This is a genomic window from Hyalangium versicolor (assembly GCF_020103695.1).
In the GTDB taxonomy this organism is placed as follows: Bacteria; Myxococcota; Myxococcia; order Myxococcales; family Myxococcaceae; genus Hyalangium; species Hyalangium versicolor.
On sequence record NZ_JAHXBF010000010.1, the window covers coordinates 335,346 to 360,614 of the forward strand.

At 67.5% G+C, this 25,269-nt stretch carries 23 protein-coding genes; 10 read left to right on the forward strand and 13 right to left on the reverse strand.

Annotated elements, in window-relative coordinates:
- The first annotated feature begins 344 nt into the window (after nucleotides 1-344).
- The 9 genes from KY501_RS22465 (at nucleotide 345) to KY501_RS22505 (ending at nucleotide 12,795) form a co-directional block, all read left to right on the forward strand.
- A complete protein-coding gene (locus KY501_RS22465) occupies nucleotides 345-1,433 on the forward strand; it encodes a hypothetical protein (RefSeq protein WP_224365285.1) in 1,089 nt (362 codons plus the stop codon).
- Between the two features lie 72 nt (nucleotides 1,434-1,505).
- Complete coding sequence (locus KY501_RS22470) at nucleotides 1,506-2,993, forward strand: hypothetical protein (protein WP_224365286.1); 1,488 nt, start codon at nucleotides 1,506-1,508, stop codon at nucleotides 2,991-2,993.
- Complete coding sequence (locus KY501_RS22475) at nucleotides 2,990-4,336, forward strand: hypothetical protein (RefSeq protein WP_224365287.1); 1,347 nt, start codon at nucleotides 2,990-2,992, stop codon at nucleotides 4,334-4,336. The genes KY501_RS22470 and KY501_RS22475 overlap by 4 nt, the downstream gene beginning before the upstream one ends.
- 295 nt (nucleotides 4,337-4,631) lie before the next feature.
- A complete protein-coding gene (gene ligA / locus KY501_RS22480) occupies nucleotides 4,632-6,647 on the forward strand; it encodes an NAD-dependent DNA ligase LigA (protein ID WP_224365370.1) in 2,016 nt (671 codons plus the stop codon).
- 13 nt (nucleotides 6,648-6,660) lie between these two features.
- Complete coding sequence (locus tag KY501_RS22485; protein WP_224365288.1) at nucleotides 6,661-6,945, forward strand: acylphosphatase; 285 nt, start codon at nucleotides 6,661-6,663, stop codon at nucleotides 6,943-6,945.
- On the forward strand, nucleotides 6,942-7,388 hold the full coding sequence (locus tag KY501_RS22490; protein ID WP_224365289.1) for a DUF3052 domain-containing protein: 447 nt from the start codon (nucleotides 6,942-6,944) through the stop codon (nucleotides 7,386-7,388). The genes KY501_RS22485 and KY501_RS22490 overlap by 4 nt, the downstream gene beginning before the upstream one ends.
- Nucleotides 7,389-7,927: 539 nt before the next feature.
- Entirely contained in the window at nucleotides 7,928-10,798 is a 2,871-nt protein-coding gene (locus KY501_RS22495) for an Rne/Rng family ribonuclease (RefSeq protein ID WP_224365290.1), read from the forward strand.
- Nucleotides 10,799-10,927: 129 nt separating this feature from the next.
- Nucleotides 10,928-12,316 (forward strand): YhjD/YihY/BrkB family envelope integrity protein, encoded by a 1,389-nt coding sequence (locus tag KY501_RS22500; RefSeq protein WP_224365291.1) that lies wholly within the window; start codon nucleotides 10,928-10,930, stop codon nucleotides 12,314-12,316.
- 134 nt (nucleotides 12,317-12,450) lie between these two features.
- Nucleotides 12,451-12,795, forward strand: coding sequence for an HU family DNA-binding protein (locus KY501_RS22505; protein ID WP_224365292.1), 345 nt, complete (start codon nucleotides 12,451-12,453; stop codon nucleotides 12,793-12,795).
- A gap of 6 nt (nucleotides 12,796-12,801) precedes the next feature.
- On the opposite strand, the gene KY501_RS22510 is transcribed toward KY501_RS22505, so the two are convergent.
- The 11 genes from KY501_RS22510 to KY501_RS22560 are packed head-to-tail and all read right to left on the reverse strand — an operon-like array spanning nucleotide 12,802 to nucleotide 21,644.
- The gene (locus tag KY501_RS22510) at nucleotides 12,802-14,889 is read right to left on the reverse strand and encodes a flagellar biosynthesis protein FlhA (RefSeq protein WP_224365293.1); all 2,088 of its coding nucleotides are present in this window, start codon (nucleotides 14,887-14,889) and stop codon (nucleotides 12,802-12,804) included.
- Nucleotides 14,886-15,932 (reverse strand): EscU/YscU/HrcU family type III secretion system export apparatus switch protein, encoded by a 1,047-nt coding sequence (locus KY501_RS22515; RefSeq protein WP_224365294.1) that lies wholly within the window; start codon nucleotides 15,930-15,932, stop codon nucleotides 14,886-14,888. The genes KY501_RS22510 and KY501_RS22515 overlap by 4 nt, the downstream gene beginning before the upstream one ends.
- Nucleotides 15,929-16,723: an EscT/YscT/HrcT family type III secretion system export apparatus protein gene (locus tag KY501_RS22520; RefSeq protein WP_224365295.1), complete on the reverse strand. Its 795-nt coding sequence runs from the start codon at nucleotides 16,721-16,723 to the stop codon at nucleotides 15,929-15,931. Before KY501_RS22520 ends, KY501_RS22515 begins: the two co-directional genes overlap by 4 nt.
- Nucleotides 16,720-16,989, reverse strand: a complete 270-nt coding sequence (locus KY501_RS22525; protein WP_224365296.1) for a flagellar biosynthetic protein FliQ — start codon at nucleotides 16,987-16,989, stop codon at nucleotides 16,720-16,722. Before KY501_RS22525 ends, KY501_RS22520 begins: the two co-directional genes overlap by 4 nt.
- A gap of 4 nt (nucleotides 16,990-16,993) precedes the next feature.
- Nucleotides 16,994-17,719, reverse strand: coding sequence for a type III secretion system export apparatus subunit SctR (gene sctR / locus KY501_RS22530; protein WP_224365297.1), 726 nt, complete (start codon nucleotides 17,717-17,719; stop codon nucleotides 16,994-16,996).
- The gene (locus KY501_RS22535) at nucleotides 17,716-18,120 is read right to left on the reverse strand and encodes an MFS transporter (protein ID WP_224365298.1); all 405 of its coding nucleotides are present in this window, start codon (nucleotides 18,118-18,120) and stop codon (nucleotides 17,716-17,718) included. The genes sctR and KY501_RS22535 overlap by 4 nt, the downstream gene beginning before the upstream one ends.
- Before the next feature lie 17 nt (nucleotides 18,121-18,137).
- The gene (locus KY501_RS22540) at nucleotides 18,138-19,289 is read right to left on the reverse strand and encodes a FliM/FliN family flagellar motor switch protein (RefSeq protein WP_224365299.1); all 1,152 of its coding nucleotides are present in this window, start codon (nucleotides 19,287-19,289) and stop codon (nucleotides 18,138-18,140) included.
- A gap of 27 nt (nucleotides 19,290-19,316) precedes the next feature.
- A complete protein-coding gene (locus tag KY501_RS22545; RefSeq protein WP_224365300.1) occupies nucleotides 19,317-19,847 on the reverse strand; it encodes a hypothetical protein in 531 nt (176 codons plus the stop codon).
- 19 nt (nucleotides 19,848-19,866) lie between these two features.
- Nucleotides 19,867-20,667 (reverse strand): flagellar M-ring protein FliF, encoded by an 801-nt coding sequence (locus KY501_RS22550; protein ID WP_224365301.1) that lies wholly within the window; start codon nucleotides 20,665-20,667, stop codon nucleotides 19,867-19,869.
- Between the two features lie 10 nt (nucleotides 20,668-20,677).
- The gene (locus tag KY501_RS22555) at nucleotides 20,678-21,163 is read right to left on the reverse strand and encodes an EscF/YscF/HrpA family type III secretion system needle major subunit (protein ID WP_224365302.1); all 486 of its coding nucleotides are present in this window, start codon (nucleotides 21,161-21,163) and stop codon (nucleotides 20,678-20,680) included.
- Nucleotides 21,164-21,173: 10 nt separating this feature from the next.
- Nucleotides 21,174-21,644, reverse strand: a complete 471-nt coding sequence (locus tag KY501_RS22560) for a hypothetical protein (protein WP_224365303.1) — start codon at nucleotides 21,642-21,644, stop codon at nucleotides 21,174-21,176.
- Nucleotides 21,645-21,880: 236 nt separating this feature from the next.
- Between KY501_RS22560 and KY501_RS22565 the strand changes: the two genes are divergently transcribed.
- Nucleotides 21,881-22,207, forward strand: a complete 327-nt coding sequence (locus KY501_RS22565; protein ID WP_224365304.1) for a PilZ domain-containing protein — start codon at nucleotides 21,881-21,883, stop codon at nucleotides 22,205-22,207.
- 23 nt (nucleotides 22,208-22,230) lie between these two features.
- Here the strand turns inward: KY501_RS22565 and KY501_RS22570 are convergent, their stop codons facing one another.
- Both KY501_RS22570 and KY501_RS22575 read right to left on the reverse strand, forming a co-directional pair.
- Nucleotides 22,231-22,629 carry a response regulator gene (locus KY501_RS22570; RefSeq protein ID WP_224365305.1) on the reverse strand — a complete coding sequence of 133 codons (399 nt, stop codon included), beginning with the start codon at nucleotides 22,627-22,629 and terminating at the stop codon, nucleotides 22,231-22,233.
- A gap of 10 nt (nucleotides 22,630-22,639) precedes the next feature.
- Nucleotides 22,640-25,207, reverse strand: coding sequence for an ABC transporter permease (locus tag KY501_RS22575; RefSeq protein ID WP_224365306.1), 2,568 nt, complete (start codon nucleotides 25,205-25,207; stop codon nucleotides 22,640-22,642).
- Between the last annotated feature and the right edge of the window lie 62 nt (nucleotides 25,208-25,269).

Below are 25,269 nucleotides of genomic sequence, written 5' to 3' on the forward strand. Positions count from 1 at the left end.
ATGAGTTGTTGCTCACCGCAGACCCAGCACCTTGAACGAGGTTACTCCCAGTGATTGAACCCAGCGGTCCCCCTCATCGCAGCATGTCCGTGCCACGCCCTACCCTGTGGACTGTCGGGTGTGGCGCGCTCTTGCTCATCGCCGCCTGTGCGGGGCTCCTCGCCTGGTTGCTGCTCCGCACGGGTCCTCTGGTCGAACGTCTGATCAGCGACACCAATGCCCTCGAAGGTGCATCCCACCCGCGTCCAGCGCACGTCTCTCCCTCCACACCGGGCACGTTCGCTCAAGCAATAAAGCCTCTGCTGCCAGAGCTCCGTGCTCTGCCCGAGCCTGAGACGAACTCCGTGCCTACCCCCAAGGAGGACGACAACGGGGCCGCGTGGGCGCGCTGGTACCAGAAGCAAGAGCAGCTCCGCGAGCAATGCCTCGCCGTTGCCTCGGGCAAAGCCCCGCTCGAGACAGTGCCAGCGCCCTGCCTCGCAGCGTTGGAGACCCACCGGAACGTCATGGGCAGGGTCCTGGCCGCCACCCATGCGGAGACAGGGGGACTCCCATCTGGCGCCAACAGCCTGAACCGCTCCGACTCATTGCAGTCCGGAGGAATGGGCGCCATCGCGCGCGTGGTGCACCTGGCCGCTCTCGAAGTATGGGAGCTGCTGTCACGAGGACACCCAGTGGAGGCCATGAACACCTGCCTCGACGCACTGGCCTTGAGCCGCGAATTGGCCCTCGGAGGCGGGCTGTACGGCAGCAAGCTCTCCGCGCAGAGCCAGGAGATCGTCTACCCCTCTTGCGCGGCCGCGCTCGATGCCGTGCCCTTGGGGCGCAAGCGTGAGGCGCTGGAGCAACTGTCCCGGCTGCAGAGGGGCTTCCCGCCTCCATCCCGCCTCCTGCGAGAGGAGTCCGTCTTTCTTCAGCTCCGCACATTCGGTCCGGACTTCCTGCCCCTCGAAGCCCTCTCCAGGCTGCCCCCGGCCGCCAAGACGCTCGTCCATGGTGGAGGCGGATGGTTCTTCTTCACGAGCCGTGTCGGTCACCCGTTGGTGCGGCGATACATCTGGCGACGAAACGTCTCCCTGTTCGATCAGATGATGGCTGTGGCCGACCTGCCGCCCGATGAGCGCCAGCGCGCCTTCGCGAGGATTGATGCCGACCATGCGCTGCTCGCAGACTACCCAGGCGCCGTCAGCGCCAGGACATTCCACCGCGAGTTGGCGCACCTCGAACCTCAACACCTCCGAGCCGTCGCGCTCGCCACGCTCGTCCAAGTGGACATCACCCGAACCGAGCAGGGCCGCTGGCCCACCACCCTGCCTGCTGACGCGACCGGCTTGTTCTCGCTCCAGCTCGTCAGTGCGCAGGAAGCACGGCTCGTGCCCCTGAACACCGAGGCTGCTGAAAACACCCTGAGCGTCACCGCCGACGAGAGGTGAGGTGGCGGTGGCGTCATTACGGGCGAGGGAGCGGATCGAGCGCGCATGCTTGGGCTAACCTGGAGGCCTTGCATGCCGCCTCTCTGGTTATCCGTCCTCTCTGAGTTCGCCCGCGCCCTGCGCTTGGGGCTGGTGCTGAGTGCTGTAGCCCTGGCTGCCGGGTGCGGCACCACTCAGTCCGCCTTGCCGTTCGTCCCTGCGGATGCGCCCCTGCGCTTCTCCACCTATCTCAACTCCCACGGAGAGCTTCGCGGTGAGGATTGGGCGCTGGTGCTCATGGGGCACCCGGCTCACCGCGAGCAGGTGTTCCTCCAGGCGCGCCAAGGGCTCTTCCCCGCCTCAGAGGCCTGGTTCTATCTGGAGGCTGTCTGCCGAGGGGCTGGCGCGATAATGGCGCAAGAGCACGCCCGGACCCAGTGCACGATGTTCCCTGGCGAGGCCGGATGCGAGTTCAACTGGCAACCCGTTAGCGCACTCATCCCAGGCACAGGCCCTGGCCGCGATCGCCTCACTGACGTCTACAAGCAGGGCTACGACGAGCGCTGGGAACAGTTGCGGCGCGGCTTCCAACTCCGCTCGGAGATTGTCCGTGCCGGCACGCTCATGGCAGCCCCCTTGTTGGGGCGCACTCCGGCGGCGGCTGAGGGCCGCACCACGGCAGCTGAGAGCGGCGCTTCGGTGGCGGAAGGCAGAGCGCTGAGTGCGGAGAGTCGCGCCCTGGCGGCTGAGAGCGAAGTCGCTGGAGCGCGCGCCACCAGCCTGCTGTCCGCGGAGTCGCTGGGGCTCGGCAGAGCCCTGAGCGCCGAGGAGGCCAGCGCCCTGGAGTCGCGGCTTCTCGAATTGGAAGCGGAAGCCCCGGGCAAGCGGGAAGCCTTCTCCTCAGCGGAGCTCCGCAACGGCACGCTGACTCCCAGGCCGAAGCCCTCGGATTTGAACGCGGAGGGAAGCCTCCGCTGGGACGAGTTCGAGGCCTACCGCCAACGCCGGCTCCAGGAGGTGCGCTCCCAGAAACTCGGCGGCGCCAACTCGCTCTCGGTCAAGCCTCCTCTGCGCTGGGAGGCCTATCGCGACCTGCTCAATCACTTCCAACGTTGTTACCAGTTCGAGTCCAGGGTGGGCGGCACCTTGCTTCAAGAGTTGGAGCAATCTGCGGGCTCTCGCAGAGTGCTCACCGGCTCACGCCAGCCGCTGCTGGCCCGCCACGTGGGGACGACGAAGGTGGGCCAGGAGGGCGTGCACTACCCGGACTACCTCGCGGTGGACGAAGCCACACTCAAGGAAGGCAGTGTGCCTCGCGTGGAGACCGTCAGCGTCAAGATGCGCAACTTCTCGAAACTGAGCGAAAGCGAGGTGCGAGATCTCGTCCAGGCTGACCTCCAGGAAGCCATGAACAAGTATGGAGGCAGGTTGGAAGTGCGACGTCCCGGACATCCGCTCTATGGCCGCACCGTGCAGGTCTCTCAGATCCACCTCGCCTATTCAGAGCAAAGCCTCGGAACATGGCGGGCACTCATCGAAAAGCTTTGCCAGCAAGCCCGCGTGAAGGTGCACTTCGAATGATCAGCTACGAGGAATGGAACCGCTCCGACAAATTGGCCGTGGAGTTGCACTTCGCGACCAATCCCTTGGACCAAGGTCCCTCGGGGCTGGACACGGTCCTGGAGCTCGTCGAGCGAGAAGCTGGCTTCCTCATGCCGGACAAGGTGATGCGGAAACGCACCTACCGTTACTCCCGGCAGCGTGCTCGGGAACAACTCATGCGAGTCACCCCCTTTCTCGACTCACTCCTCCTGCCCAAAGAGAACGGCGACCTTCAAGGAGTCTGGAGCCTGAGCTTCGGGGGAACTCAAGGAGGCCTCACCTTCGAAGTGAGCCTCTACCCATTGAGCTTCTTCCGTCAGCAGGAGACGACCGAGGCCCGGTGCCAACACGTGATGCACGTGGTGCGCGCTCTCTGCCTGCACTTGGGTCCCGTCAAGTACGGCTTCGCGCACAGCGGCGCGGACTCCTTGCTGGGCACGGATCCGCACACCACGGACCCGACCTCTCCTCCAGGCGCCTACGAGGCCTACTGGCTCAACGTCTACGGCAAGCCCCTGGTGGACGCCCTCGGGCGCGAGCGCGTGCTCTCCCTCCCTGCGCACTCCATCGAGCCCCTGCCCTGCGGCGGCGTGCTGTGGCTCTCACGCCCCACCCTGGCTGACTTCGACAGCCCACAGGGCCGCAGTTCCCAGGCTCGCTGCCTCGTCCACCTGCGCCCCGAACTCCGCCTCGAAGATGTCAAGCGCTCACTGCTCGAGCGCAGCCTCGCCTTTCAACCCGTGGAGAAGAACTTCGACCCCGACATCGCGGGCCTCATCGAGCTCATCCTCCAGCGCACGACAGGGCTCTCCACCCTCAGGAAGGAGATTGAGCGCTACAACCTCTATCGCCCTCCTCCCGTCTCCGAATGGCGGCCTGCCCACGAAGTCCAATCCGATGTGGACAACCCCGCCAGCAAGCTCACCTTCTACGAGGTGCAGGCCGAGTCCCTCATCGCCCTCCTCCACACCGAGCACCCCTCCGTCGCAGGCCAGGAGCCTAGCTCCATCATCGAAGTCGATGACTACGTCGGCCGCGAGCGCTGGGCCGAGTTCAAGGAGTACATGACCCAAGCGCAGCGAGAGCTCCTCGTGCCCATGCTCGGCGCGTACTTGGGAGAGTTGCTCATCAAGCACCTCGGCGGGCGCTGGGTGCCTCGTCGCTCTCTCCTGGAGTCCTCCGTCGTCGTAGGCCCTCGCGCCTGGCTACCCTTCCTGCGCGCCCACCACCTGCTCCAGGTCCCCTCCAACTCCCTGGGCAAGTCGCTCGACTTCACCCTCTCCCAGCTCTTCCACCAGGCCGTCCGCCTCGCCAGCGTGTGAGGGCCCTGCCCCAGGTGTTCTGTAGCAGAGACTCCCACCCGGAATGCACCCTACGTACTGGGTGGTCCCTTGCAACCCGTTCCGGCATCCGTGAGGATCACCCTACCTCATGGCGGCAGCCTCTCTTTCCAACCTGCCACGTCCTGTGTCAGAGCCTTCCAGGAGCCTCTCCGGGCCTCTCGGGAACGGCCTTGTCGAGGCTTGCGCGGAGCCGGGGAAGATCGCCATCCTCGCGCCCGATTGGGCCGGGGACGACGATTTCCTCCCGCGCCCCGGTGAGGCTCCACTCGTGGATTTGAAGACCGCCGAGAAACGCGCGCGCGAGCTCCGTCAGGAACTCGCTCACCACAACTATCGCTACTACGTCCTCGACTCGCCCGAAGTCAGTGACGCCCAGTACGACCGGCTCATGCGCGAGCTCCAGGAGCTCGAGGGCCAGTACCCCCAGCTCGCCACCCCGGACTCCCCCACCCAGCGCGTGGGCGGCGAGGCCGCCGAGAAGTTCGAGAAGGTCGTCCACCGGGCGCCCATGCTCTCGCTGGCCAACGTCTTCAATGATGAGGAGTTCTCCGACTTCCACGAGCGCATCCTCAAGCTCTCCAACGCCTCCGACGTCACCTACGTCTGCGAGCCCAAGCTCGATGGCCTCGCCATCACCCTGCGCTACGAGAACGGCACCTTCGTCCAGGGCGCCACCCGCGGCGACGGCACCACCGGCGAGGACGTCACCGGCAACCTGCGCACCGTGCGCAGCCTCCCCCTGCAGTTGCTCCCCCAGGACGGCGTGAAGGTGCCTCCCGTGGTCGAGGTCCGCGGCGAGGTGTTCATCCGCAAGGAGGACTTCAAGAAGCTCAACGAGAAGCGCGAGGAAGAGGGAGAGCCGCTCTTCGCCAACCCGCGCAACGCCGCCGCCGGCAGCCTGCGCCAGTTGGATCCGAAGATGACCGCCTCGCGCCCGCTCTCCATCTACCTCTATGAGTACGTGCCCACCGAGGGCATGCCCTCCTTCGAGACGCACACCGAGAAGCTCGAGCACCTGAAGAAGCTCGGCCTGCCGGTGAACCGCCACGTGCGCGCCAAGGGTCTGGATGGCGTGCGCGCCGCGCACGAGGCCTCGCGCAAGGGCCGCCACGAGCTGCCGTTCGAAGTGGACGGCATGGTGGTGAAGATCGACGAAGAGGACCTGCGCAAGCGGCTCGGGCAGGTGTCCAAGAGCCCGCGCTGGGCCGTGGCCTACAAGTTCCCTCCCGAGGAGGAGTCCACCCTCGTGGAGCTCATCGACGTGCAGGTGGGCCGCACCGGCGCCCTCACCCCGGTGGCGCACCTCAAGCCCGTCAAGGTCGGCGGCGTCACCGTGTCTCGCGCCACCCTCCACAACGAGGACGAACTCCGCCGCAAGGACGTGCGCGCCGGGGACACCGTCTTCGTCCGCCGCGCCGGAGACGTCATCCCCGAGATCGTCTCCGTGGTGCCCTCCAAGCGCCCCGCGGACTCCAAGCCGTACGAGTTCCCCAAGAACTGTCCCGTCTGCGGCGCCAAGACAGCCAAGGACGATGAGGGCGCCATCATCCGCTGCACCGGCGCCTCATGCCCCGCCCAGCTCGTGGAGAAGATCCGCCACTTCGCCTCGCGCACGGCCATGGACATCGACGGCATGGGCGACAAGCTGGCCTCATCGCTCGTCTCCAACGGCCTGGTGAAGACGTTCGCGGACCTCTACGCCCTCAACAAGGAGAAGCTCCTGAGCCTGGAGCGCATGGGAGAGAAGAGCGCGGAGAACCTGCTGGCCGCCATCGACCGCTCCAAGCAGACCACCCAGCGCCGCTTCCTCTATGCGCTCGGCATCCGCCACGTGGGCGAGGCCACCGCCAAGGCCCTGGCCGAGTCCTTCCCCGAAGTGAAGCAGCTCTACTCCGCGGACATCGACGCCATCACCCGCGTCAAGGACGTGGGCCCCACCATGGCCCAGGTGCTCTTCGCCTTCTTCCAGGAGCCGCAGAACCGCGCCGCCATCGACGCGCTGCTGGCCGCGGGCGTCACCCCCGCCCCTCCCCAGGTCACCACCTCTGGCCCCTTCGCTGGAAAGACCGTCGTCCTCACCGGCGGCATGTCCGGCATGTCCCGCGACCAGGCCAAGGAAGAGATCGAGCGGCGCGGAGGCAAGGTGTCCGGCAGCGTCTCCAAGAAGACAGACTTCGTGGTGGCCGGCGAGGATGCTGGCAGCAAGCTGAAGAAGGCTCAGGAGCTCGGAGTGCGCATCCTGGATGAGCAGGCGTTCCTGAAGCTCCTCCAGGGCGAGGCTCGGGGCTGAGGGAGACCAAACCATGAGCATGCGGCGAGCCACGCTGCGCATCCGCGGCAAGGTGCAGGGCGTCTTCTTCCGGGAGAGCTCCCGTCAGGAGGCCTCCCGCCTGGGCCTCACCGGCTGGGTGCGCAACCGAGACGACGGCTCCGTGGAGGCCGTCGCCGAGGGCGAGCCTGCCGCGCTCGAGGAATTCATCCGCTGGTGCCACCGAGGCCCCCAGGCCGCGCGCGTCACAGACGTCGAGCGCTCGGACGGAGAGGCCTCCGGTGAGTTCCGCACCTTTATCGTGGAGCGCTCGTCATGACGTCGTATGGAATGGGCTCGCTGCCCGTGATGCTCGGCATCCGCGCCGGCTCCAAGGTCTCCGTCATCAACCCCCCGCGCGGCTTCGTCCAGCGCCTCAATCCCCTGCCCGACGGCGTCGAGTTCCTCATCACCGCCCAGTCCGGCCTGGACGTCATCCTCTTCTTCACCTCGGATGCACACGAGCTCGTCCAGCGCCTGCCTGCCCTCTCGCGCGCCATGGCCCTCACCGGCGGCATCTGGATCTGCTGGCCCAGCGGCGAGGGCATCAAGAGCTCGCTGTCCGAGGACTTCGTCCGTCAGGCCGCGCTCGATATTGGTCTGGTGGACAACAAGATCTGCCTCATCGACCAGACCTGGACGGGCCTGCGGCTGGTCCGCCGGCCGCGCGGCCGCATCGACAAGCCCGAGGGGCGCAAGCAAGCGCCTACTGCGCAGGCCTGAATCCCGGGAAGCCAGGAACGACCTGTGACATCGGGTGGACAATCTCCACTTCTCGGCTTTACACGGCCGTCAAATGCATGAAAAACTCCATGTGTTTCTGGACAGTTGTGTGACGCCCCGCGTCGGCGGAGCGTTTGAGGTCCAGGTGACTTTTTGAGACGGGTTGCGTTCCCGGACTTCCTTGGGCGCGCCGGCTGCACCGATTTCTCCTGTCGCCCCCCCAAGGCGCCCGCGGATGGGTACCGACCGGGTGTGGAGGGCAGGAGCGGGCGGCACGCGCGAGCAAGAAGCTGAGAACGCTCGGAAGAAAAGGCCTCGCCCGGCGCGGTGCCGGTGGTCGCGAGGCGCATTGAACTCAGAGGTGCAGACGGTGTTCCTCCCAACCCCCACCCGCGCGATGAGAGCAGACATGGGCTCCGCCGAGGCGGGAGGGTTCGAGGCCGCCCCCTGTCCTCTCGCAGCGCGCGTGGAAGCGCGAGGCCTTGTCGCCTCCCGTCCGGTGGGGCACGCCCGTCCGCGCGCGCGTCCAGGATTCGCCCATGGGCAGCACCCTCGTTATCAACGCCTCGGGTCGGGAGACCCGGGTCGCCCTCGTCGAGGGCGGCCACATCGCGGAGTTCTATCTCGAGCGTAAGAAGGACAAGGGCGTCGTCGGAAACATCTACAAAGGCCGCGTCGTCCGGGTGCTCCCGGGCATGCAGGCGGCCTTCGTGGATATCGGGCTCGAGAAGGCCGCCTTCCTCTACGTCAGTGACGTCGTCTACGACCCGGACTTCGCTCGCTCCCAGTTCGAGCTGACCGAGGGCGAGCACGAGGATTTCCCCGACGTGCCCTCGGAGATGGAAGCCGAGGCCGCCGAGGCCGCCGCCAGCAGCCCCGAGGCCGCGCCCCACGAGGTGGAGCTGGAGGTGCAGGAGTTGGCCCCTGGTGAGCTGGCTCCTCCTCCTCAGGGTGAGCCGGTCGCTCCCGCTGCTGCTGCCGAGCCTGCTGCTTCCGTTGCCGCCGCGCCTGCCGCCGAGACCCACCCGAGCGGCCTTCCTCCCGTGGAGTCGGGTGTCATCGCCGCGGCTGCGGTGATGACCGTGCCTCCTCCGAGCCCCGTGGAGACCACCGAGGCTCCCGCGGCTCCCGCCGAGCCTGCCGTGGCTTCGGCTCCGGTCGAGAGCGCTCCTGTGACCGCCGCTCCCGAGGCTGCGGCTTCTGTGGCTGCGCCTTCGGAGGCGCCTGCCTCCGTGGCTGCGGCTCCCGAGGCCACCGCCTCCGCGCCCACTGCCGAGCAGACCTCCGTGACTCCCGCCGAGGGCACGCCTGCTGTCAGCGCGCAGCCCGAGCCGCCTCCGCATGCGGCCTCCGCGCTGGGCGAAATCATCCCTCCTCCCCCTCCCGCCGAGGCTCTGGCCCAGGCTCCCCGTGCCGAGGTGGCCACGGGTGAGCGCCGCGCGCCTCGCGAGGGCCGCGAGGGCCGTGACGCCCGGTCCCGTGACCGCGAGAAGGACCGCGACTCTCGCGAGAAGGACAAGGACAAGGACAAGCGCCGCCAGCGCGATGACTCTCAGCGCCGCGACAAGGAGGAGAAGTCCAAGTCGCGCAAGAGCTCGCGCATCGAGGACCTGCTGAAGGTGGGCCAGGAGGTCGTGGTCCAGATCTCCAAGGATCCCATCGGCACCAAGGGCGCCCGCCTCACCTCGCACATCTCCATCCCCGGCCGCCACCTGGTGTTCATGCCCACGGTGGACCACGTGGGCATCAGCCGCCGCATCTCCAACGAGAAGGAGCGCAAGCGGCTGCGCGAGATCGTCGACCGGCTGCGCCCACCCGGAACGGGCTTCATCGTCCGCACCGTCGCGGAGAACGTTCCCCAGGAGAAGCTCGAGAGCGACATCCGCTTCCTCATCGAGGTGTGGAACCAGGTGGTGCGCCGCAACGAGAAGCGCGGCGGCCCGGGCCTGCTCCACCCCGACCTGGACCTCATCCTCCGCGCCACCCGCGACCTGTTCGCGCACGACGTGGAGAAGCTCGTCGTGGACGACCGCGAGGAGTACGAGCGCATCCTCGCCTTCGTCACCGCGCAGGATCCGCTGCTCAAGGATCGCGTGGTGCTCCATGACGGCGACGAGCCCGTCTTCGACGCCTACGGCATCGAACAGGAGATGCACCGCGCCACCCAGCGCAAGGTGTGGCTCAAGAGCGGCGGCTACCTGATCATCGACCAGGCCGAGGCGCTCACCGCGATCGACGTCAACTCGGGCCGCTACGTCGGCAAGAAGAGCCTCGAGGAGACGATCACCAAGATCAACGTCGAGGCCGCCAAGGAGATCGTCTACCAGCTCCGGCTGCGGAACATCGGCGGCATCATCATCTGCGACTTCATCGACATGGAGAAGGCGCAGAACCGGGACAAGGTCTTCAAGGCGCTCCAGGAAGCGCTGGGCCGCGACAAGGCGAAGACGAACGTGCTGCGCATCTCCGAGCTGGGCCTCGTCGAGATGACGCGCAAGCGCGTGCGCGAATCCATCGGCCGCGTGCTCCACGAGGACTGCCCGTACTGCGACGGCAAGGGCTTCGTGAAGACGGCCACCACCGTCACCTACGAGATCTTCCGGGAGATCCGCCGCGAGGCCCCCGGCTACAAGGACTCCACGCTGGTCATCAACTGCAGCGCGGAGGTGGCCCGGCAGCTCCAGGGCGAGGAGCGCCAGGAATTGCGCCACCTGATGGACCGCTACAACAAGTCCATCCAGGTCAAGGCGCAGCAGAACTACCACCGCGAGCAGTACGACATCTACGGCCGCTCCGCACAGGGCCCCGAGCACAAGGTGGCCTCGTCGCCCGGCTCGGGAGACGGTGAGCTGTCCCTGCAGCGGCGCCCCGAGGGCCCGGGCCCCGGCGATCGCTACCGTCAGGACCAGGGCCGCAGGGGTGGCGGCAGGGATCGCGACCGCGACCGCGGCCATGGGGACCGCAGCCACGGTGAGCGCGGAGACCGGGATCGTGGTGGTGACCGGGAGCGCGGTGGCGACCGGGAGCGCGGTGGTGACCGGGAGCGCGGTGGCGACCGGGAGCGCGGTGGCGACCGGGAGCGCGACCGTGGTGACCGTGGTGACCGCGGCGACAGGGATCGGGGCGACCGGCGAGAAGGACGCCGCCCGGATCGCGACCAGAACCGGGGAGACCGCAACCGGGGCGGAGAGCACCGCCGCGGAGACGACCGCCGAGGCGAGGACCGTCGCGGAGACGACCGTCGGGGCGAAGAGCGTCGCGGCGAGCAGTCCCAGCGGCCGCAGCAGCAGGCTCCGGCGAGCACCGAGTCCTCTTCCGGTGGCGGCAGCACGCCTCCGCCGACGCCTCCTTCTTCCTCGAATGAGGGACAGGGAGGGAACGGGTCTCCTGGCGGCGGCGGCGAGTCCTGACCGCTGCTCCTTGAAAGAGCCGTCCTGCCTGCTGGGAAGTCTGTCCGGCAGGCAGCCATTCAGGCACGTACCGCCGAGGGAGGCTGGCCCATCGGGCGCGGGATTGACTAGCCTTGCGCCCCGCCTCACATGACCGGACTCCAACCCCTGCGTCACCTGCGCACGAAGCTGGCCGGATGGGCCCAGAAGACCTGGGAGCCCGTGTCGCAGACGTCCATGGGCCGCTTCGCGGCGGACGTCTACCTGGCCGCGCGGGCGCTGGTCCGAGACTTCCAGGGTGAGAACATCAGCCTCCGGGCGGCGGCGCTCACCTACATCAGCGTCTTCTCACTCATCCCGCTGGTGACCGTGGTGCTCGCGCTCCTGCGGAGCCTCCACCAGGAGGAGTTCCAGCGGCGCATGCGCAGCGCCATCTACGTGGCGCTCGCTCCGGGCATCCGTGAGCAGTCCTCCGAGTTCTTCGATCGCTTCCTCACGACAGCCAACTCGATCGCCATCGGCAGCGTGGGCTTCGTGGCGCTGCTGTTCTCCGCGGCCTCGCTGCTGCGCAACATCGACGGGGCCGTCAACGAGGTGTGGGGCATCCGGCGCCAACGCCCCATCCTCGTCCGCGCGCTCATCTACCTGGGGTTGCTGCTGCTGGGGCCTGTGTTCCTCGCCGCCTCCTTCGCTGGCACGGGGGCGGTGCGCGGCCTCATCGTGAATGCGGGCTACTCCGTCGCACCGCAGATCCTCCTGATCACCACGACCGCGCTCGCCGTGTCGAGCATGACGCTGCTCTACTACTGGACGCCCTACGCCAAGGTGCAGGTGCGCTCGGCGCTGGCGGGGGGCATCGTGTCGGGGTTGGGGTGGGTGATCGCCAAGGAGCTCTACCAGCAGTTCGCCGAGCAGCTCTTCCGGTACGACAAGCTCTGGGGCTCTCTGAGCGTCGTGCCGCTGTTCCTGGCGTGGATCCACATCAGCTGGCTGCTGGTCCTCAGTGGTGCGCGTTTGTCCTACGCGGTGGAGCACGCCTCCTTCCGGGACTCGCTGTGGGCCTTTGGCAACCACCCGCGAGCCCTGGAGCTGGTCGCCACCCGTGTCGCCATGGAGGCCACCCTGGCCTGGGTCGACGGTCAGCCTCCCCCCCTGCCTCGGGAGATGGCGCTCCAACTGCGAGTACCCGAGTCCTTCGTCCATGACGTCATCGAGCGCATGGCGAACGCGAGCCTGCTGGTGCTGGGCCGGAAGGGGGGCGTCCAGCCAGCCCGGGACCCCTCTGATCTCTCCCTGGCCGAGATCTCCAGCGCCATTCACGGCGTCACCATCCTGGGGGGACCGGAGACCTGGACGGGCCCTCGAGGGGCTACCGGCTTCGAGCAGGTGGAGGTTCTCTTCCACACCGCCGACTGCGCCACGGCGGACGTGCTGCGCCGGACGAAGTGGATCGATCTGATCGCCCCCCTGCGCCCCGGGCTGGCGGTGACGGCAACTCCCGAGGCCCCTGCCCCTTCGGCCACGGTGGCCCGCGGCTGAAATCCGTAAGGTTTCCAAGAGGTTCGAGCCCGTGGCTGCTTGCAACGGTGGCACGTTCTGTTAAGGTTTGCGGATTCGATCACGGGCCAAAGCGCCCTCCTTCCGAGGGGTCACGCGGTTTGCGGGAGCGTCCGATGCTCAAGTCCGATTTGATCAACATCCTCGTCGCCAAGCGGGGCGTGACCCAGAAGCAGGCCGAGGCCACCATCGAGACGATCTTCGAATCGATGAAAGAGGCCCTCTGCCGCGGCGAGAACATCGAGATCCGCGGACTTGGAGCCTTCCACGTCAAGAACTACCAGGGATATCAAGGCCGTAACCCGAAGACGGGTCAGGTCATCCCGGTGAAACCCAAGCGGGGTCTGCTGTTCCGGACCGGCAAGGAGCTGCGCGACCGGGTCAACCGGCCGGCACCCCAGTCGGCCCAGCCGGACCTGGCAGATCCCGGTAAGGGCAACACCGGCACCGGAAGCCTTTGATTTTCCTCATGCGGTGAGCGGCACGGGCGCCAGCCGTCCCAGCGGACGGATCTGCAGGTCCGCGTCCAGCTCGCCGTAGGTCAGCACGGCCACGTCGGGGAAGGCTCCCTCGATGAGGCGCCGAAGTGCCCTGCGGACATCTGGCGCCGCGAGGAGCACCGCCCTGCCCCCCGAGGCGATCCGCCGCACGCCTTCCAGGATCTCCGAGACGCGCTCCGGAGACGGAGCAGGCCCACGGGGGCCGCCTCCTCGCAGTGCTTCCTCCACCTCTGGGTCGACGAGGTAGGCAAAAAGAGGACCCGAGGGAGCGAACTTGTGGCTCAGGTAGCGGTGCAACGCCTGACGGCAGCGCTCGGCGAGGGCTGTGGCATCACCCTCGGTAGCGGGTGAGACGAGCGCTTCCAAGAGGCCCTTCATGTTCCGGATGCTCACCTGCTCCCGGACGAGCTTGCGCAGCACATCGGTGAGCAGCGGCAGCGGCACCTTCTGCAACGCCTCCTTCACCAGCATCGGAGCCTGGGCCTCGAGTCCCTCCAGCAGCCCTTGCACCTCCTGAACACCCAGCAGGCTGGCGGCCCGGGCGCGGAGGATGGCGCGGAAGTGGTCCACGATGAGCTCCCCCGGCCGCCGCAGGGGAATCTGCGCCATCTCGAGCCGCGATCGACTGGACTCGCTCAGGCGGCTGATCGGTCTGCCCGTGACGGGCTCCACCGCGGGCTCGAGCCGGACTTCGAGGAACGACAGCTCCTCGGGCGAAGCCAGGGCGTAAAGGGCTCCCGGCGTCACCTGCCCTGTTCCAGCGGGGACCTCATCCACGAGGAGGGCGTAGCCTGCCGCGGGAAGGTAGCCCGCGTGGGTTCTCACCCGGATGCCCGGCACTCGCACTCCCAGCTCATAGAAGATGTCGTCTCGGAGCTGGTTGAGCAGTTGGTGCACGAAGGCGCCCCCCTGCTGTTCTGCGATAGCGGTGAGGTCCGGAGAGAGATCCACGGTCAGCGGAGAGACTCCCACCGGGGCCGCCGCGCTCGCTGGAGCCGCTCCCACTCCAGTGCCACCCCCTCCTCCCTCCGCAGCAGGCTGGGGCTTCTCGGCGGCTGAGGCATCCTTCTCTCCCGCAGCCTTCTTCATCTGCCCGAGCGAATACGCGACGGCTCCCAACATGGCGCCCAGCCCGAGGAAGGTCAGGAGTGGCATCCCCGGCATCAACGCCAACGCGGAGCACAGGCCCGAAACGACCCAGAGCGCCCGGGACTGCCCGAAGAACTGAGCGCCGATCTCCGAGCCAAGTGAATCCTCCTCCTTCTCCGAGGCCACGCGCGTGACGACGAGCCCCGCCGCCACCGCGATGCACAGCGAAGGAATCTGGGACACGAGCCCGTCACCGATGGCGATGAGCGCGAAGGTCGAGGCGGCCTCGGACAGGCTCATGCCCTGCTGCCAGACGCCGATGGTGATGCCCCCGAGCAGGTTCACCGCCACGATGACGAGGCCCGCGATGACATCGCCCTTCACGAACTTCATCGCGCCGTCCATCGCACCGAACATCTGCGACTCGCGCTCCAGGTTTCGCCTGCGCTGGCGAGCCTGTGCCTGATCGATGGCACCCGCGCGCAGGTCGGCATCAATGGACATCTGCTTGCCCGGCATCGCATCCAATGTGAAGCGCGCGGACACCTCCGCCACGCGCTCGGCTCCCTTGGCCACGACGAGGAACTGAACGAGAGTGAGGATGGAGAAGAGCACGGCTCCGACGACATAGTCCCCACGGACGACGAACTCGCCGAAGGCCTGGATGACCTCGCCCGCGTGTCCCTCGGCCAGCGCGAGCCGCGTGGACGACACGTTGAGCGCGAGCCGGAAGAGCGTGGTGAACAGCAGGAGCGTCGGGAACGCCGTCACCTTGAGCGCGTCCTGGGCGTAGAGGGCCGCGACGAGCAGCGCCACCGCCGCGGCCAGATTGATGGCAAGCCCCAGGTCCAGGAGCCACGGTGGCAGTGGAATGATCAGGGCACCGAGCACGGCGGCCATGGCCACCGCGAGCACCACATCCGATGACTTCCGGGCCCTCGAGAGGATCTTCACAAGCAGGTTCATGATGTCTGACTCCGTGGACGGCCGTCCGTGTCACGAGACTCCATGGCCACGCGAAGCACGACGGCCGCCGTCTGGTAGAGCTCCTCGGGGATCTGCTCCCCGACGTCGTAGTGGATGAGGCTGCGAGCCAACGGAACGTCCCGAACCACAGGGATTCCGAGCCGTTGGGCCTCACGCCGGAGCCCGAGTGCATCCGCCTCGCGCCCCTTGGCCACGAGGTAGGGGGCTTCACACTCCTGAGTGTCGTAGCGGAGAGCGACCGCGATATGCGTCGGGTTGACGACCACGGCCGTGCCCCTCTGCACCCCACGTGCAGGTCCTCCCTGTGCCAACTGGCGATGGAGCGCCTTACGCTGCGCCTTGTGGTGCGGATCGCCCTCGCTCTCCTTGAACTCCCGCTTCACCTCTTCGCGGGTCATCATCAGGTCCTTGAGGTGCCGCCTCCGCGCCAACGCGTAATCGACAAGCCCCAGGACCAGCAGCACCCACGCGATGCGGGTCGCCAGCGGCACCAGCCGCTCCATCAGCTGGCTCAGCCCCACAGCGCCCTCCAACCACACCGCGCGCAGTGCATCCGGGCCGGCCGCTTCCGCTTCATTCCACACGAGGACCGCGACCACGCCCATCACCACCAGGGCCTTGGCCACATCCACCAGCGAGCGGACACTGAAGAGACGCTTGAGGCCCGCGGCAGGACTGATGCGCTCCAGCTTGGGAGCCATGTGCTCCGGGTTCAGCTCGAACCCCACCATCGCTACCGAAACCCCCAAAGAGGCCACCAGCGCACCCCCAAGGGCAGGCCCGGACAGACGCGCCATCATCCACAGTGTTTCCTCCCAGGCTCCCTCACTTCGAGGCTCCAGCAACAGGCGAGCGGTCCACTCCTTCAAACGCTCGAAGCCATCGGGGGCGAAGGCCGTGAAACCGAGCAGGCTGCCCAAGGTCACCGCGCTGGAGGACAGCAACCGGCTGCGAGGTATCTGCCCCTTTCTGCGAGCATCACGCAGGCGCTTCGCGGAGGGCTTTTCTGTCTTCTCGCTCATCGCGCCATGTCCCCCAAGAGCCTCAGTGCCCCCTCCACCCCCGCAACCCCGCTGAGGAGACGTTCGGAGAGAACACCCACCCCGAGCCACACGAGCGCGCCGCCGCCCAGGACGCGCAGCGGAGTGCCCAGTTCGCGAAGATTCATCTGGGGCGCCGCACGGGATGCCATGCCCACGAGGCAGTCCACCATCATCACTGCTGCTGCGACCGGAGCCCCCACCGCCAACCCCGTCGCTATCGCTCCACCCGCGAGCGTCACGACGTAGAGCGCCGCAGTCTCCGAAGGAACGAAGGTCCCCAAACCCACCACCCCGAAGCCCCGTAGCAATCCCGAGAGGACCACCGGGAACACGCCACCCGTCACCACCAGCGAGACGAGCAACTGATACAGCGCATCCCCGGTAGCGGATTCACGAGTTCCCACGAGAGGAAGGCTCGCCTCGGCGGACGTTCCCCTGAAGAGATCAATGAAGCGTCCTCCCATGCGGGCCGCATCGAAGGGCAACGCTGCGATGAGCCCCACGGAGGTGCCATAGACCAGCTCCTTGATCACGAGCGCCACCAGCGTCACGGGCGTCTCCATCGGAACCGGCAGGCCAACTCCCGCGACCAGGTGAAGAAAGAGCGAGAGGCTCAATACGAGCGAGAGCCTGACGGTCGTAGGAGTCCCCTGCCCGCCCAGGAGCGGGCAGAGGAACGCCACCGGCAGGAGTCGTGACGCACAGAGCGCTACGGAGACGATGTGCGGCCCCAGCAACTCGAGCTGCGCACGAAGAAGCGAGAGGTTCATATCGCCACCTCGGCGATGGCCATGAGCAACTGGTGGGTGAAGCGCGTGAGTTCCCCGGCAATCCAAGGTCCGGCGAGCACGAGCGCCAGCACCGCCGCGCACAGCTTCGGCACCACCGAGAGGGTGCTCTCCTGGAGCTGGGTGGTCGCCTGAAAGACGCTCATGATGAAGCCCACCACCAGGCTCGCGCCGATGGGTGGCAGCGAAGCGAGGACCATCAGGAGCAGGGCCTCGCGGCCGAGGGCCAGCAGGACATCCTGGGTCATGGCATCACCGGTACCCGAGGATGAGCCCGCGTGCGAGCAGCGACCAGCCATCCACGGCGACGAAGAGGAGGATCTTGAAGGGCAGACTCACCTGGCTCGGAGACAGCGTTTGCATGCCCAGGGCGAGCAGGACGTTGGCGATGACCATGTCAAGCACCAGGAACGGCAGGAAGATGAGGAAGCCGATCTGGAAGGCCTCCTTCAGCTCGGTGATGACAAAGGCCGGGACGACCACGAAGAGATCCGTGTCCTGCACCTGTCCTGCCTCCTCGGGCGGCCGGAGTTCGCGCGCGAGGTCCACGAAGAGCGCTCGCTCCTCCGGGCTCCCATGCTTGACCAGGAAGGTCCGCAGCGGGTCCGCCACCCGAGCCGTCGCGGCGAGGATCTGCGCGCCAGACTCCACCTCCTGGTAGGCCGACTGGCCCGCGTCGTACATGCGCTCCATCACCGGCGACATGATGTGCGCCGAGAGCACCGCCGCCAGTCCGGTCAGGACGATGGTCGGCGGAGCCTGCTGCGTTCCCATCGCCGTGCGCGCGAATGACAGCACCACGGCGATCTTCGAGAAGCTCGTCAGCATCAGCACCGCGAACGGCAGCAGCGACATCAGCGCGAGAACCGCCATCATCGCCAACGGGTTGCCGGCGTATGAGGCCTGCGAGAGCGTCTGCTCCCTTGCCATGGCCCACGCCGGCACCAGCAGAAGACCCACGAAGAATCCCGGCTTCATCGCACAGCCCCTCTCAGCCGCTGCGGACCTCGGCGGCGCAGCCCAGACCCGCGCGCCTGCGCCAGCGCAGGCCTGAGAGCCGGAGCGGGATGGATCTCGGCGAAGGAGTCACCAAAGGCCACCAGGAAGCTGCGGCCATCCATCTCCACCAGCGCGAGGCCACACCGCTGGGAGAGACCAGCGCGGGAGACGACTCTCAAACGCTCGGGCAGCGTGAACCGAGGCCCAGCAGCGCCACGGCTCCACAACCACGCGCCCAGCCCCACGAGGACCCCGGCGCCCAGCAACCACCGCGCCGCTCCCGAAGACGACAGCCCGCCCAAGGGAGCCACCACCGCGAGCCCAAGAATGAGTCCGCTCGCAATCAACAGGCGCTTCTGGGGAGACAGCGAGGCAAGCATGGCATTTCCTCGAGCGCTCACGGCAGCAGGCTCAGAATGCGGGCGCCGACTTCGCCGTCGATCTCGACCAACTCGGCCCGTGCCACCGCGCGCTCGCCCACTCGCAGCAGCACCGGCTCGCTGGCGTTGATGCGCAGCGGGAGCAGATGTCCCGGCTTGAGGGCCGCGAGTTCCGAGAGCGGCAGCATCAGCCGCGTCAATTCAATCTCCACATCCACGGGAAGCGGAGGCATGCCTCCACCCTGCTCGATGACAGTTGCCATGTTGGACTCCAGGGAAAGTGCGCGCCTCAGCGCGCGGGTCAGGGAAAATCCTTCGGGGGTGAAGTCCCCCATCAACTCGAAGCCTCGGGTCACCAGGCGTCCTCTGCCTCTGAGGTGATCGCCTCCGTGCAGCACGCCCTCGAAGACGACGACGTCCCCCAGCGTGAGCGCCTCCAGCGCCGACGGAGTCAGTCGGGTGCGACCGAGAAAGCACCTCGCGCCAATGGACGCCGCGAGGATCTCCGGTGCGATGGTGGAGTCCCGTTGCGCAGGCAGTTCCTTGCAGACGGACTCGAACACCACCGAGGGCAGCACCAGCCGCCCCCCAGCGGATACCTCGCCCACCATGAGCGAGAGCTCCACACCCAGGTGAGGCTTGCGCCCCTCCATCCGAGCCAACGCCTCCGCCCGGTTCATCGTTACTCCCGCCAACCGAAAACCCAGGCGAGATTGCAGCTCCGAACGGGACCGAAGCACCGCCAGCCCGGACAGCACCAGAAAGGCGACCGTTGCCTCTTCCAAACGCGTGAGGCGTGTCACAGGGCTCGGCCGTTGACTGCTCCCCGCCATGCGCTCCAAAGCGGCGAAGAGGACCGGCAGCTCCAGCTCCAACACCGCCGTCCCTCCCGTCATCGATAGATCCAACAGAATGAAGGCCGCCGTGTGTGCCAGTCCCGCTGCGGGGATCACCACCGCATCCACCAGCCGCCCGGTGGCGCTCACAGCAGTGCTCAACTCGCGGCTCAGCACCTCACTGACGAGTTGAAGCGCCTGCCGCCCGAGCTGCGCGACCTGCGGGCGTGCCCCCAACGTCACATGGGCTCGGGTGAGCCGACGTGTGCCGAGCCTCGTCAGCCTGGAGACCTTCGGGACTGGAGAGGACGTGCTACGGGATTCGATGTGCATCGGAAACTCCTGTGCTGCGAAATAGGTTCAACGTGTGACTTCGCGGATCAACCGCTCCGCCAGCGCGGCCAGCGCGGGCGTCGGCGATGCATCGGCAGGCACCACGCGCCGCTTCGGGAAAAAGGTGCGGTGGTACGGCGGCAGCCTGCGGAAGATCTCCTGCTTGAGTGCTTCAGGAGCCTCTGACATCAAGGCTCGGAGTTCGTCCGCCGGGTCGCTCCGCATCCCGAACTCCCGTGCCACCCGGGCCTGCCGCTGAGCCGAGGTGAGCGCCGCGAATCCCGTCAGATGCTCCTTGGCTCGCTCTGCCTCGCGCTCTCCGAGCCCCTCGAGCAACTCCACGGCTCGCTCCCGCCCGAACACCAGCGCTACCAACGCGTACCTCGCCAGAGGCAGCAGGGCAGGAGGAGTTCTCGAAGCCGCCACCTTCCCGGTGGGAACTTTCCGCACCGGGGCTCGCACAGCCTTCGCTCCGGGCAGGGGATTGCGCGTGATGCGCGTGGCCTCATCGGCATTCCCCTTTGCGACCGGCTTCCGGACGATCCGTGTGACTTCCATGGAGTGCCCTCCCGACGGCTCACGCCACCTTGCGCGCGGCATTCGCCGCCACGACAGGGCGCGCAGGAACAGGCGGAACCACCGGCGCAGCAGCCTCGGTCTGGTACTGCCGCAGGCGCATCGCCACGTACACCAGAGCCCCCGCCAGTCCCGTGAGCACCACGCCCATCACCGCCAACAGCACCCGCAACCGCAGCACGGGCGAACTCCCAGGGGCCGCCACCTCCACCCGACTCACGGCCTCGTCCACGAGGAGCGACACCGCCTCGGGAGCGAGCCCCTCCACGCCTCCCGAGATGAGCGCCTTGAGCTGCTCCTGTGACTGGCGGACCCGATTGCCCTGCCCAGGCGCCGTGCGCACCATCGCCGACGCCTTCGCGGGCACCGCCGTCTGTCCAGGACGTGGAACCGGAGGCACCATCAAGTGCACCCGCGCGACCAACACTCCCTCCACGCCCTGGAGTGTCTTCTCCAGCCCCCGCTCGAGCACCTGCACCCGGCAGAGCTGCTCCTCCACCGGCGAGCGGATGAGCCCACCCCCACCAAAGACATCACAGCCCTCTTCCTCCAAGGGCCTCGGCAATCCCAGCTCCGCCAGGATGCGCACGGCGTCCGAGGCCTGCTCCTCGTCCACCTCGATGGACCACGTGGGCCTCTTGCCCGCTTCCGGCACCTTGCGAGCATCCACACCTCGCTCGACGAGGACCGTCTGCAGTTCGTTGGCCTGGCGCTCGTCCAGCCCATGTTGGATGCGCTCCCGGCACGCGGTGATGCTCAGGAGCAGCAGAAGAGAAAGACCGTGTCGAAAAGTCAGAAACATGGGTCGTTCCTCAAACCTGCGTCTGCAGCACTTGCTTGATGCCGCCCGTCGCCTTCTCGACGACCTTCCCCGCAAGATCGAGCTCCTGGCTCGCGGCGTACACGTGGGCCTGGAAGGCGAGCAGCTCCGCGGGAGTGAACGTCCGCCCGGACTCGGCCAGCGCGAGGATGTGGTCCAGCCGCTTCTGCGCCTGACTCACCCGCTCGATCATCTGCGCGGCCTGTTGCTCTCGCGCCGACTGCACCGAGTCCGCCCGCGTCCCGGGCTTCACCTCCATCCTGCCCGCCGAGGCCCGCTCCACCGTCTGCGCCCGCTGCGGCCCGCTCACCGCCTCCGAGGGCGCAGAGCGAGCCGGCCCCTCCATCGACACGGGAATGCCCGCCCCGCCCCCTCCGCCCTTCACGCCCTCAAGCACCTTGCCGAACTGCTGCTTGCCGGTCTCCAGCGCAGGAGAGACTCCCGCGCCTCCGACCGAGCCCACCTTGTCGATCGCCATGGAGCCGCCCCTAACGGATGTTGTTGATGGCGGCCTTCGCCGAGTCGTGGCGGACCTTCATGATGTTCGAGATGGCGTTGTGCTCGCGGCTCTCCTTCTGCATCTCGTTCTGGAGCCCCAGGTACGCCATGTTGAACTTCTGCCCGTCCTCAGCCATCAGACGCTGGGCCTCGAGCATGTCCCATGCGTCCCCCTGCCCCGTTGTCCCGGTCGTGCCCGTCACGCTCCCCGTGCTCCCCGTCCCGGGAATCGGCGTGATGGACGCGTTCGTCGAGCCCACCGACGCGACCGTCGAGCTCACGCTCGAGACGGCCGCGCTCATCACCGGCCCGCTGGGGACCATGCCTCCGACAATGCTCGCTCCCGTCTTGACGACCTCCTGAGCGGTGCGCGCAAGCACTGCTCCGAACTCGTTGCGCGGCGTCTGCCGCGCCAGGGTGGGGGTGATGGACAGCGACGCGATTCGATTGTTGTTCTCCACGTAGGGTCTCCTGGTTGAACTGCGCGGAGCCCCCTCTTCAGTTGTCGTGCCAGCGCGAAGTTCCTGGAAGCTCGCGGGGTTACCTACTCAGCAGGTTCAGCGGGAGCCCGCCCACCGTCTCGCGAGTCCACGCCGCGAGACGGTGGCCATCCCGCCGCGCGCGCCGCCCGAAAAGTTGCGAACTCGGATCCCTGCTTCAGACTGCTCCCGACCTGTTGCACCGAGGAGATCCGGAAATGCTACCCACCGCCAATCCCCGCACAGCCGATCGCTTCCACCCCCGCGTCGAGGCCCGGCTCATGGTCAAGGTCCTCCTCTCGGGGCGGCCCGCCGTCCTCGCCAAGGCGCGCGACGTGTCCATGGCGGGCCTCTTCCTCCACGCCCACCCCGCCAGCTCCCTGAGCGAGCTCACCCTGGCCATCCCCCTGCCGGATGACCGGGAGATCACCGCCACCTGCACCATCGTCCGCCGGGAGCCCAATGGCGTGGCGCTCGAGTTCGGCACGCTCGACTGGGATGACTTCCTCGCGCTGGCCCGCTACGTCCACCCGCTCCTGCCCTGAGCGGGCTGAACCTCAGCCGAACCTCAACGGACCGAGGCCGCCGCGCGCAGCCGGTCCACCAGGGCCATCAGCTCCGTGCCCTTGAACGGCTTCTGGATGTAGCCGTCCGCGCCCGCCGCCGTGGCGCTGTCCACATCCGCCTTCTTCGCCTTTGCCGTCAGCATGTAGAGCGGCACGCGCGACGTCGCTGGATCGCTCTTGAGGATCCGGCACACCGACACGCCATCCAGTTGCGGCAACACCACGTCCATCAAGATGAGATGGAAGGGCCGGCTCTTGGCCAGCTTCAGGCCCTCGACGCCATCCGCCGCGCACACCACGTCCACAGAGCCGTCGCTCAGCATCGAGCTCACCAGCTCGCGAATCACGGGCTCGTCCTCGACGAGCAGGATGTGGAAGGCGGATTGCGGATCAGCGGCCATGGGATATTCCCTACTCGTAGGCGAGTGCCTCGACAACGTCCAGTGCCGCCGCTCTCCGTGCCGGATACAGACCTGCGACCGCAGCGCACAATGTGGACGTGAGCGACATCTGCAACGCCACTGCGGTAGGGAAGTGATACGGGACGCGCCAACCGGTGGCCTGTTCCCCCACCGTCGTCGTGACAATGAGCCCCAGTACGGCACCCGCCAGCACGCCGAGAAGCCCCCCGGACAGCCCAATGAAGGCGGCCTCTCCCACGAAGAGGCGCAGCACGTGCCCCCGAGCCGCTCCCACGGCCCGCAGCAGGCCGATCTCGCGCGTGCGATCCAGCACCGCCGCCAGCAGCGTGTTGATGACTCCCAGCAGCGCCAACAGCACCGCCACGCCCTCCATGGCGTAGGTCACCCGGAACGCGTCATCCATGAGCGTGGAGATCTCCTGGCGCAGCTCGCTGTTGGACATCACGTAGAGATCGTATGAGCGCCCCCACTTCTCGGTGATGGCGCGACGGACCTCCTCCAGCCTTCCCGGGTCCGACAGGTACGTCTCGAAGATGTCCACCCGATCATCCTGGAAGTGCGCCTTGTACACCTCGCGCGCCATCACGAGGCCGCCCTGATTCGAGGTGTAGTCCACGACGACAGCGCCCACCGTATAGGTGCGCACCCCCGTAGGTGTGGACATCTCGATGGAGTCCCCCACGTGCAGATCGCGGCGGCGAGAGAAGTTCTCGGAGATGAGCACCCGCCCGGCCGCCCACTCCTCCGGGGTAGACATGCGCCCCTCGAGGAAGAGGGGCTTCGTCCGCTGCACGTAGACCTCCGGGTCCAGCGAGATGACGTAGATGCGTATGCCCAGGACTTCATGCGGGAGGATGCGAACCCGATCCACCTGAGCGACTCCCGGCAGCGCTATGATGGCGGTGCCCAACTCCGGGCGCATCGGCTGGTTCTTCAAGCCGGCCGTCCGTGCCGATGAGATGACAAAGAGATCCGCGGGCACCGACTGCTGGATCCAGCGATCCGACGACTCCACGAACGAGTTCACGAACCCCGAGATGCACACCGCCATCGACACGCCGATGGTGAGCGCGGACACCGGCACCGCCGTCCGTCCCGGCGCACGGGAGAAGTTATCGGCCGCGAGCCTCCCGCTGATGCCCAGCAGCCGCTCGCCCGGAAACCGGTACACGCGCCCGAGCCCCTCCAGCACCGTCGGCGCCAGCAACGTGGTTCCCATGAGGACCAGGAAGACGGCCAGGTAGCCTCCCACCGGCATGTTCTCCATGGGAGACGGCAGTTGCGTCAGCGGGTACACCACCGCGAGACAGCCGAGCCCGGCCCACAGCGTCCACGGCCGCGCATCTCCCACCTGAAGGCCCGCCGCCGCATCCCGGCGCAGCGCCTCCACGGGCTGGACCCTCGAGGCGTGCAGCGCGGGCCTCAGCGCCGCGAACGCACTGCCCAACACGCCCAGGGCGACGCCCAGCCCCAGCTCCAGCACCGTCACCTGGATGTCTCGCGCGTTCACCTTCACATAGAGGGTGGAGATGGTCTGCGAGATCACGCCAATGGCCGCCCGGCCGACGAGCACTCCCAGTGGCAGACCCACCGCTGTCCCAACTCCGCCCAGCAGCATGGCCTCCAAGGTGAACAGCGCCCGGATGCGCAGGCGCGAGGCCCCCAGCGCACGCAGCGTGCCAATCTCCCTGCGCCGCTGCACCACGCTGATCGAGATGGTGTTGTAGACCAGGAACACCCCCACCAGCAGCGCCACCCCCGAGCCCAGGTTCAGCCCCATCTGGAAGCTGCTGACCATCGCCTCCACCGAGCCGCCGCGCCGGGACGGAGGCTCCACTTCGAACGCCCCGCCCAGCGCTCGGCGCAGGTTCTCCTGCGTTGCATCCACTCCCACCTTCGGATCCACCGCCACGTCGATACGGTCCAGCTTCCGGTCCCGCCCGAAAGCCGCCTGCGCGGAGGCCACATCCATCACAGCCACCGAGCCCCCGAAGGCCTTGATGGGCCCGGACTCTCGGACGAGCGCATGGACGATGAAGTCCTGCGCCCCGCTAGAGGTCATCAGCGTGAAGGTGTCTCCCACCTTCAGCCCATGCTCCCGAGCGAAGCGCTCCGAGACCAGCATCCGATCCGTCGAGTTGAGGAACTCCAGGTCCTCCGTCAGTGAGCCCAGGTTCCGATCCACACCCTCATAGGTGCGGAAGTACCCGTCATCGAGCAGATCCACGCCCATGACATAGAGGGACTCTCCCGGCGAGCCTTGCACCGGCGCGATCACCGCCAGATTCCCCGATGCATGCGCCACCCCGGGCACGCTCCGGACCTGGGCCAGCACCTCCTCGGAGAACCCCACCTGCGAACCCGCCACCGTGAGGTCCGCCTTCCCCGCGACGGTGTCCACCGTGGAGCGGAACGCGTCCATTACCGAACGGTTGATGGCCGCCACGCCCACCATCGTCGCCACGCCCACCGCCACCCCCACCAGGGTCAATGCGGTGCGCAGCGGCGCCTGCACCAGGTGCCGCAGGGAGACGAGCCTCAACAGAGCCAGGAGCACACGCCGCACCTTACCCGGGCCCTCTCGCCCCTGTCCGACCCCTGATCTAGAATGAGTCTGGA

Coding starts and splice junctions, on each gene's coding strand:
- KY501_RS22495 (WP_224365290.1), top strand. CDS start 7,928: ATGGGCAGCACCCTCGTTATCAACGCCTCGGGTCGGGAGACCCGGGTC.
- KY501_RS22475 (WP_224365287.1), top strand. CDS start 2,990: ATGATCAGCTACGAGGAATGGAACCGCTCCGACAAATTGGCCGTGGAG.
- KY501_RS22540 (WP_224365299.1), bottom strand. CDS start 19,289: ATGCACATCGAATCCCGTAGCACGTCCTCTCCAGTCCCGAAGGTCTCC.
- KY501_RS22490 (WP_224365289.1), top strand. CDS start 6,942: ATGACGTCGTATGGAATGGGCTCGCTGCCCGTGATGCTCGGCATCCGC.
- sctR (WP_224365297.1), bottom strand. CDS start 17,719: ATGAAGCCGGGATTCTTCGTGGGTCTTCTGCTGGTGCCGGCGTGGGCC.
- KY501_RS22520 (WP_224365295.1), bottom strand. CDS start 16,723: ATGAACCTCTCGCTTCTTCGTGCGCAGCTCGAGTTGCTGGGGCCGCAC.
- KY501_RS22500 (WP_224365291.1), top strand. CDS start 10,928: ATGACCGGACTCCAACCCCTGCGTCACCTGCGCACGAAGCTGGCCGGA.
- KY501_RS22510 (WP_224365293.1), bottom strand. CDS start 14,889: ATGAACCTGCTTGTGAAGATCCTCTCGAGGGCCCGGAAGTCATCGGAT.
- KY501_RS22550 (WP_224365301.1), bottom strand. CDS start 20,667: ATGTTTCTGACTTTTCGACACGGTCTTTCTCTTCTGCTGCTCCTGAGC.
- KY501_RS22505 (WP_224365292.1), top strand. CDS start 12,451: ATGCTCAAGTCCGATTTGATCAACATCCTCGTCGCCAAGCGGGGCGTG.
- KY501_RS22485 (WP_224365288.1), top strand. CDS start 6,661: ATGAGCATGCGGCGAGCCACGCTGCGCATCCGCGGCAAGGTGCAGGGC.
- KY501_RS22570 (WP_224365305.1), bottom strand. CDS start 22,629: ATGGCCGCTGATCCGCAATCCGCCTTCCACATCCTGCTCGTCGAGGAC.
- KY501_RS22525 (WP_224365296.1), bottom strand. CDS start 16,989: ATGACCCAGGATGTCCTGCTGGCCCTCGGCCGCGAGGCCCTGCTCCTG.
- KY501_RS22565 (WP_224365304.1), top strand. CDS start 21,881: ATGCTACCCACCGCCAATCCCCGCACAGCCGATCGCTTCCACCCCCGC.
- KY501_RS22545 (WP_224365300.1), bottom strand. CDS start 19,847: ATGGAAGTCACACGGATCGTCCGGAAGCCGGTCGCAAAGGGGAATGCC.
- KY501_RS22535 (WP_224365298.1), bottom strand. CDS start 18,120: ATGCTTGCCTCGCTGTCTCCCCAGAAGCGCCTGTTGATTGCGAGCGGA.
- KY501_RS22555 (WP_224365302.1), bottom strand. CDS start 21,163: ATGGCGATCGACAAGGTGGGCTCGGTCGGAGGCGCGGGAGTCTCTCCT.
- KY501_RS22470 (WP_224365286.1), top strand. CDS start 1,506: ATGCCGCCTCTCTGGTTATCCGTCCTCTCTGAGTTCGCCCGCGCCCTG.
- KY501_RS22515 (WP_224365294.1), bottom strand. CDS start 15,932: ATGAGCGAGAAGACAGAAAAGCCCTCCGCGAAGCGCCTGCGTGATGCT.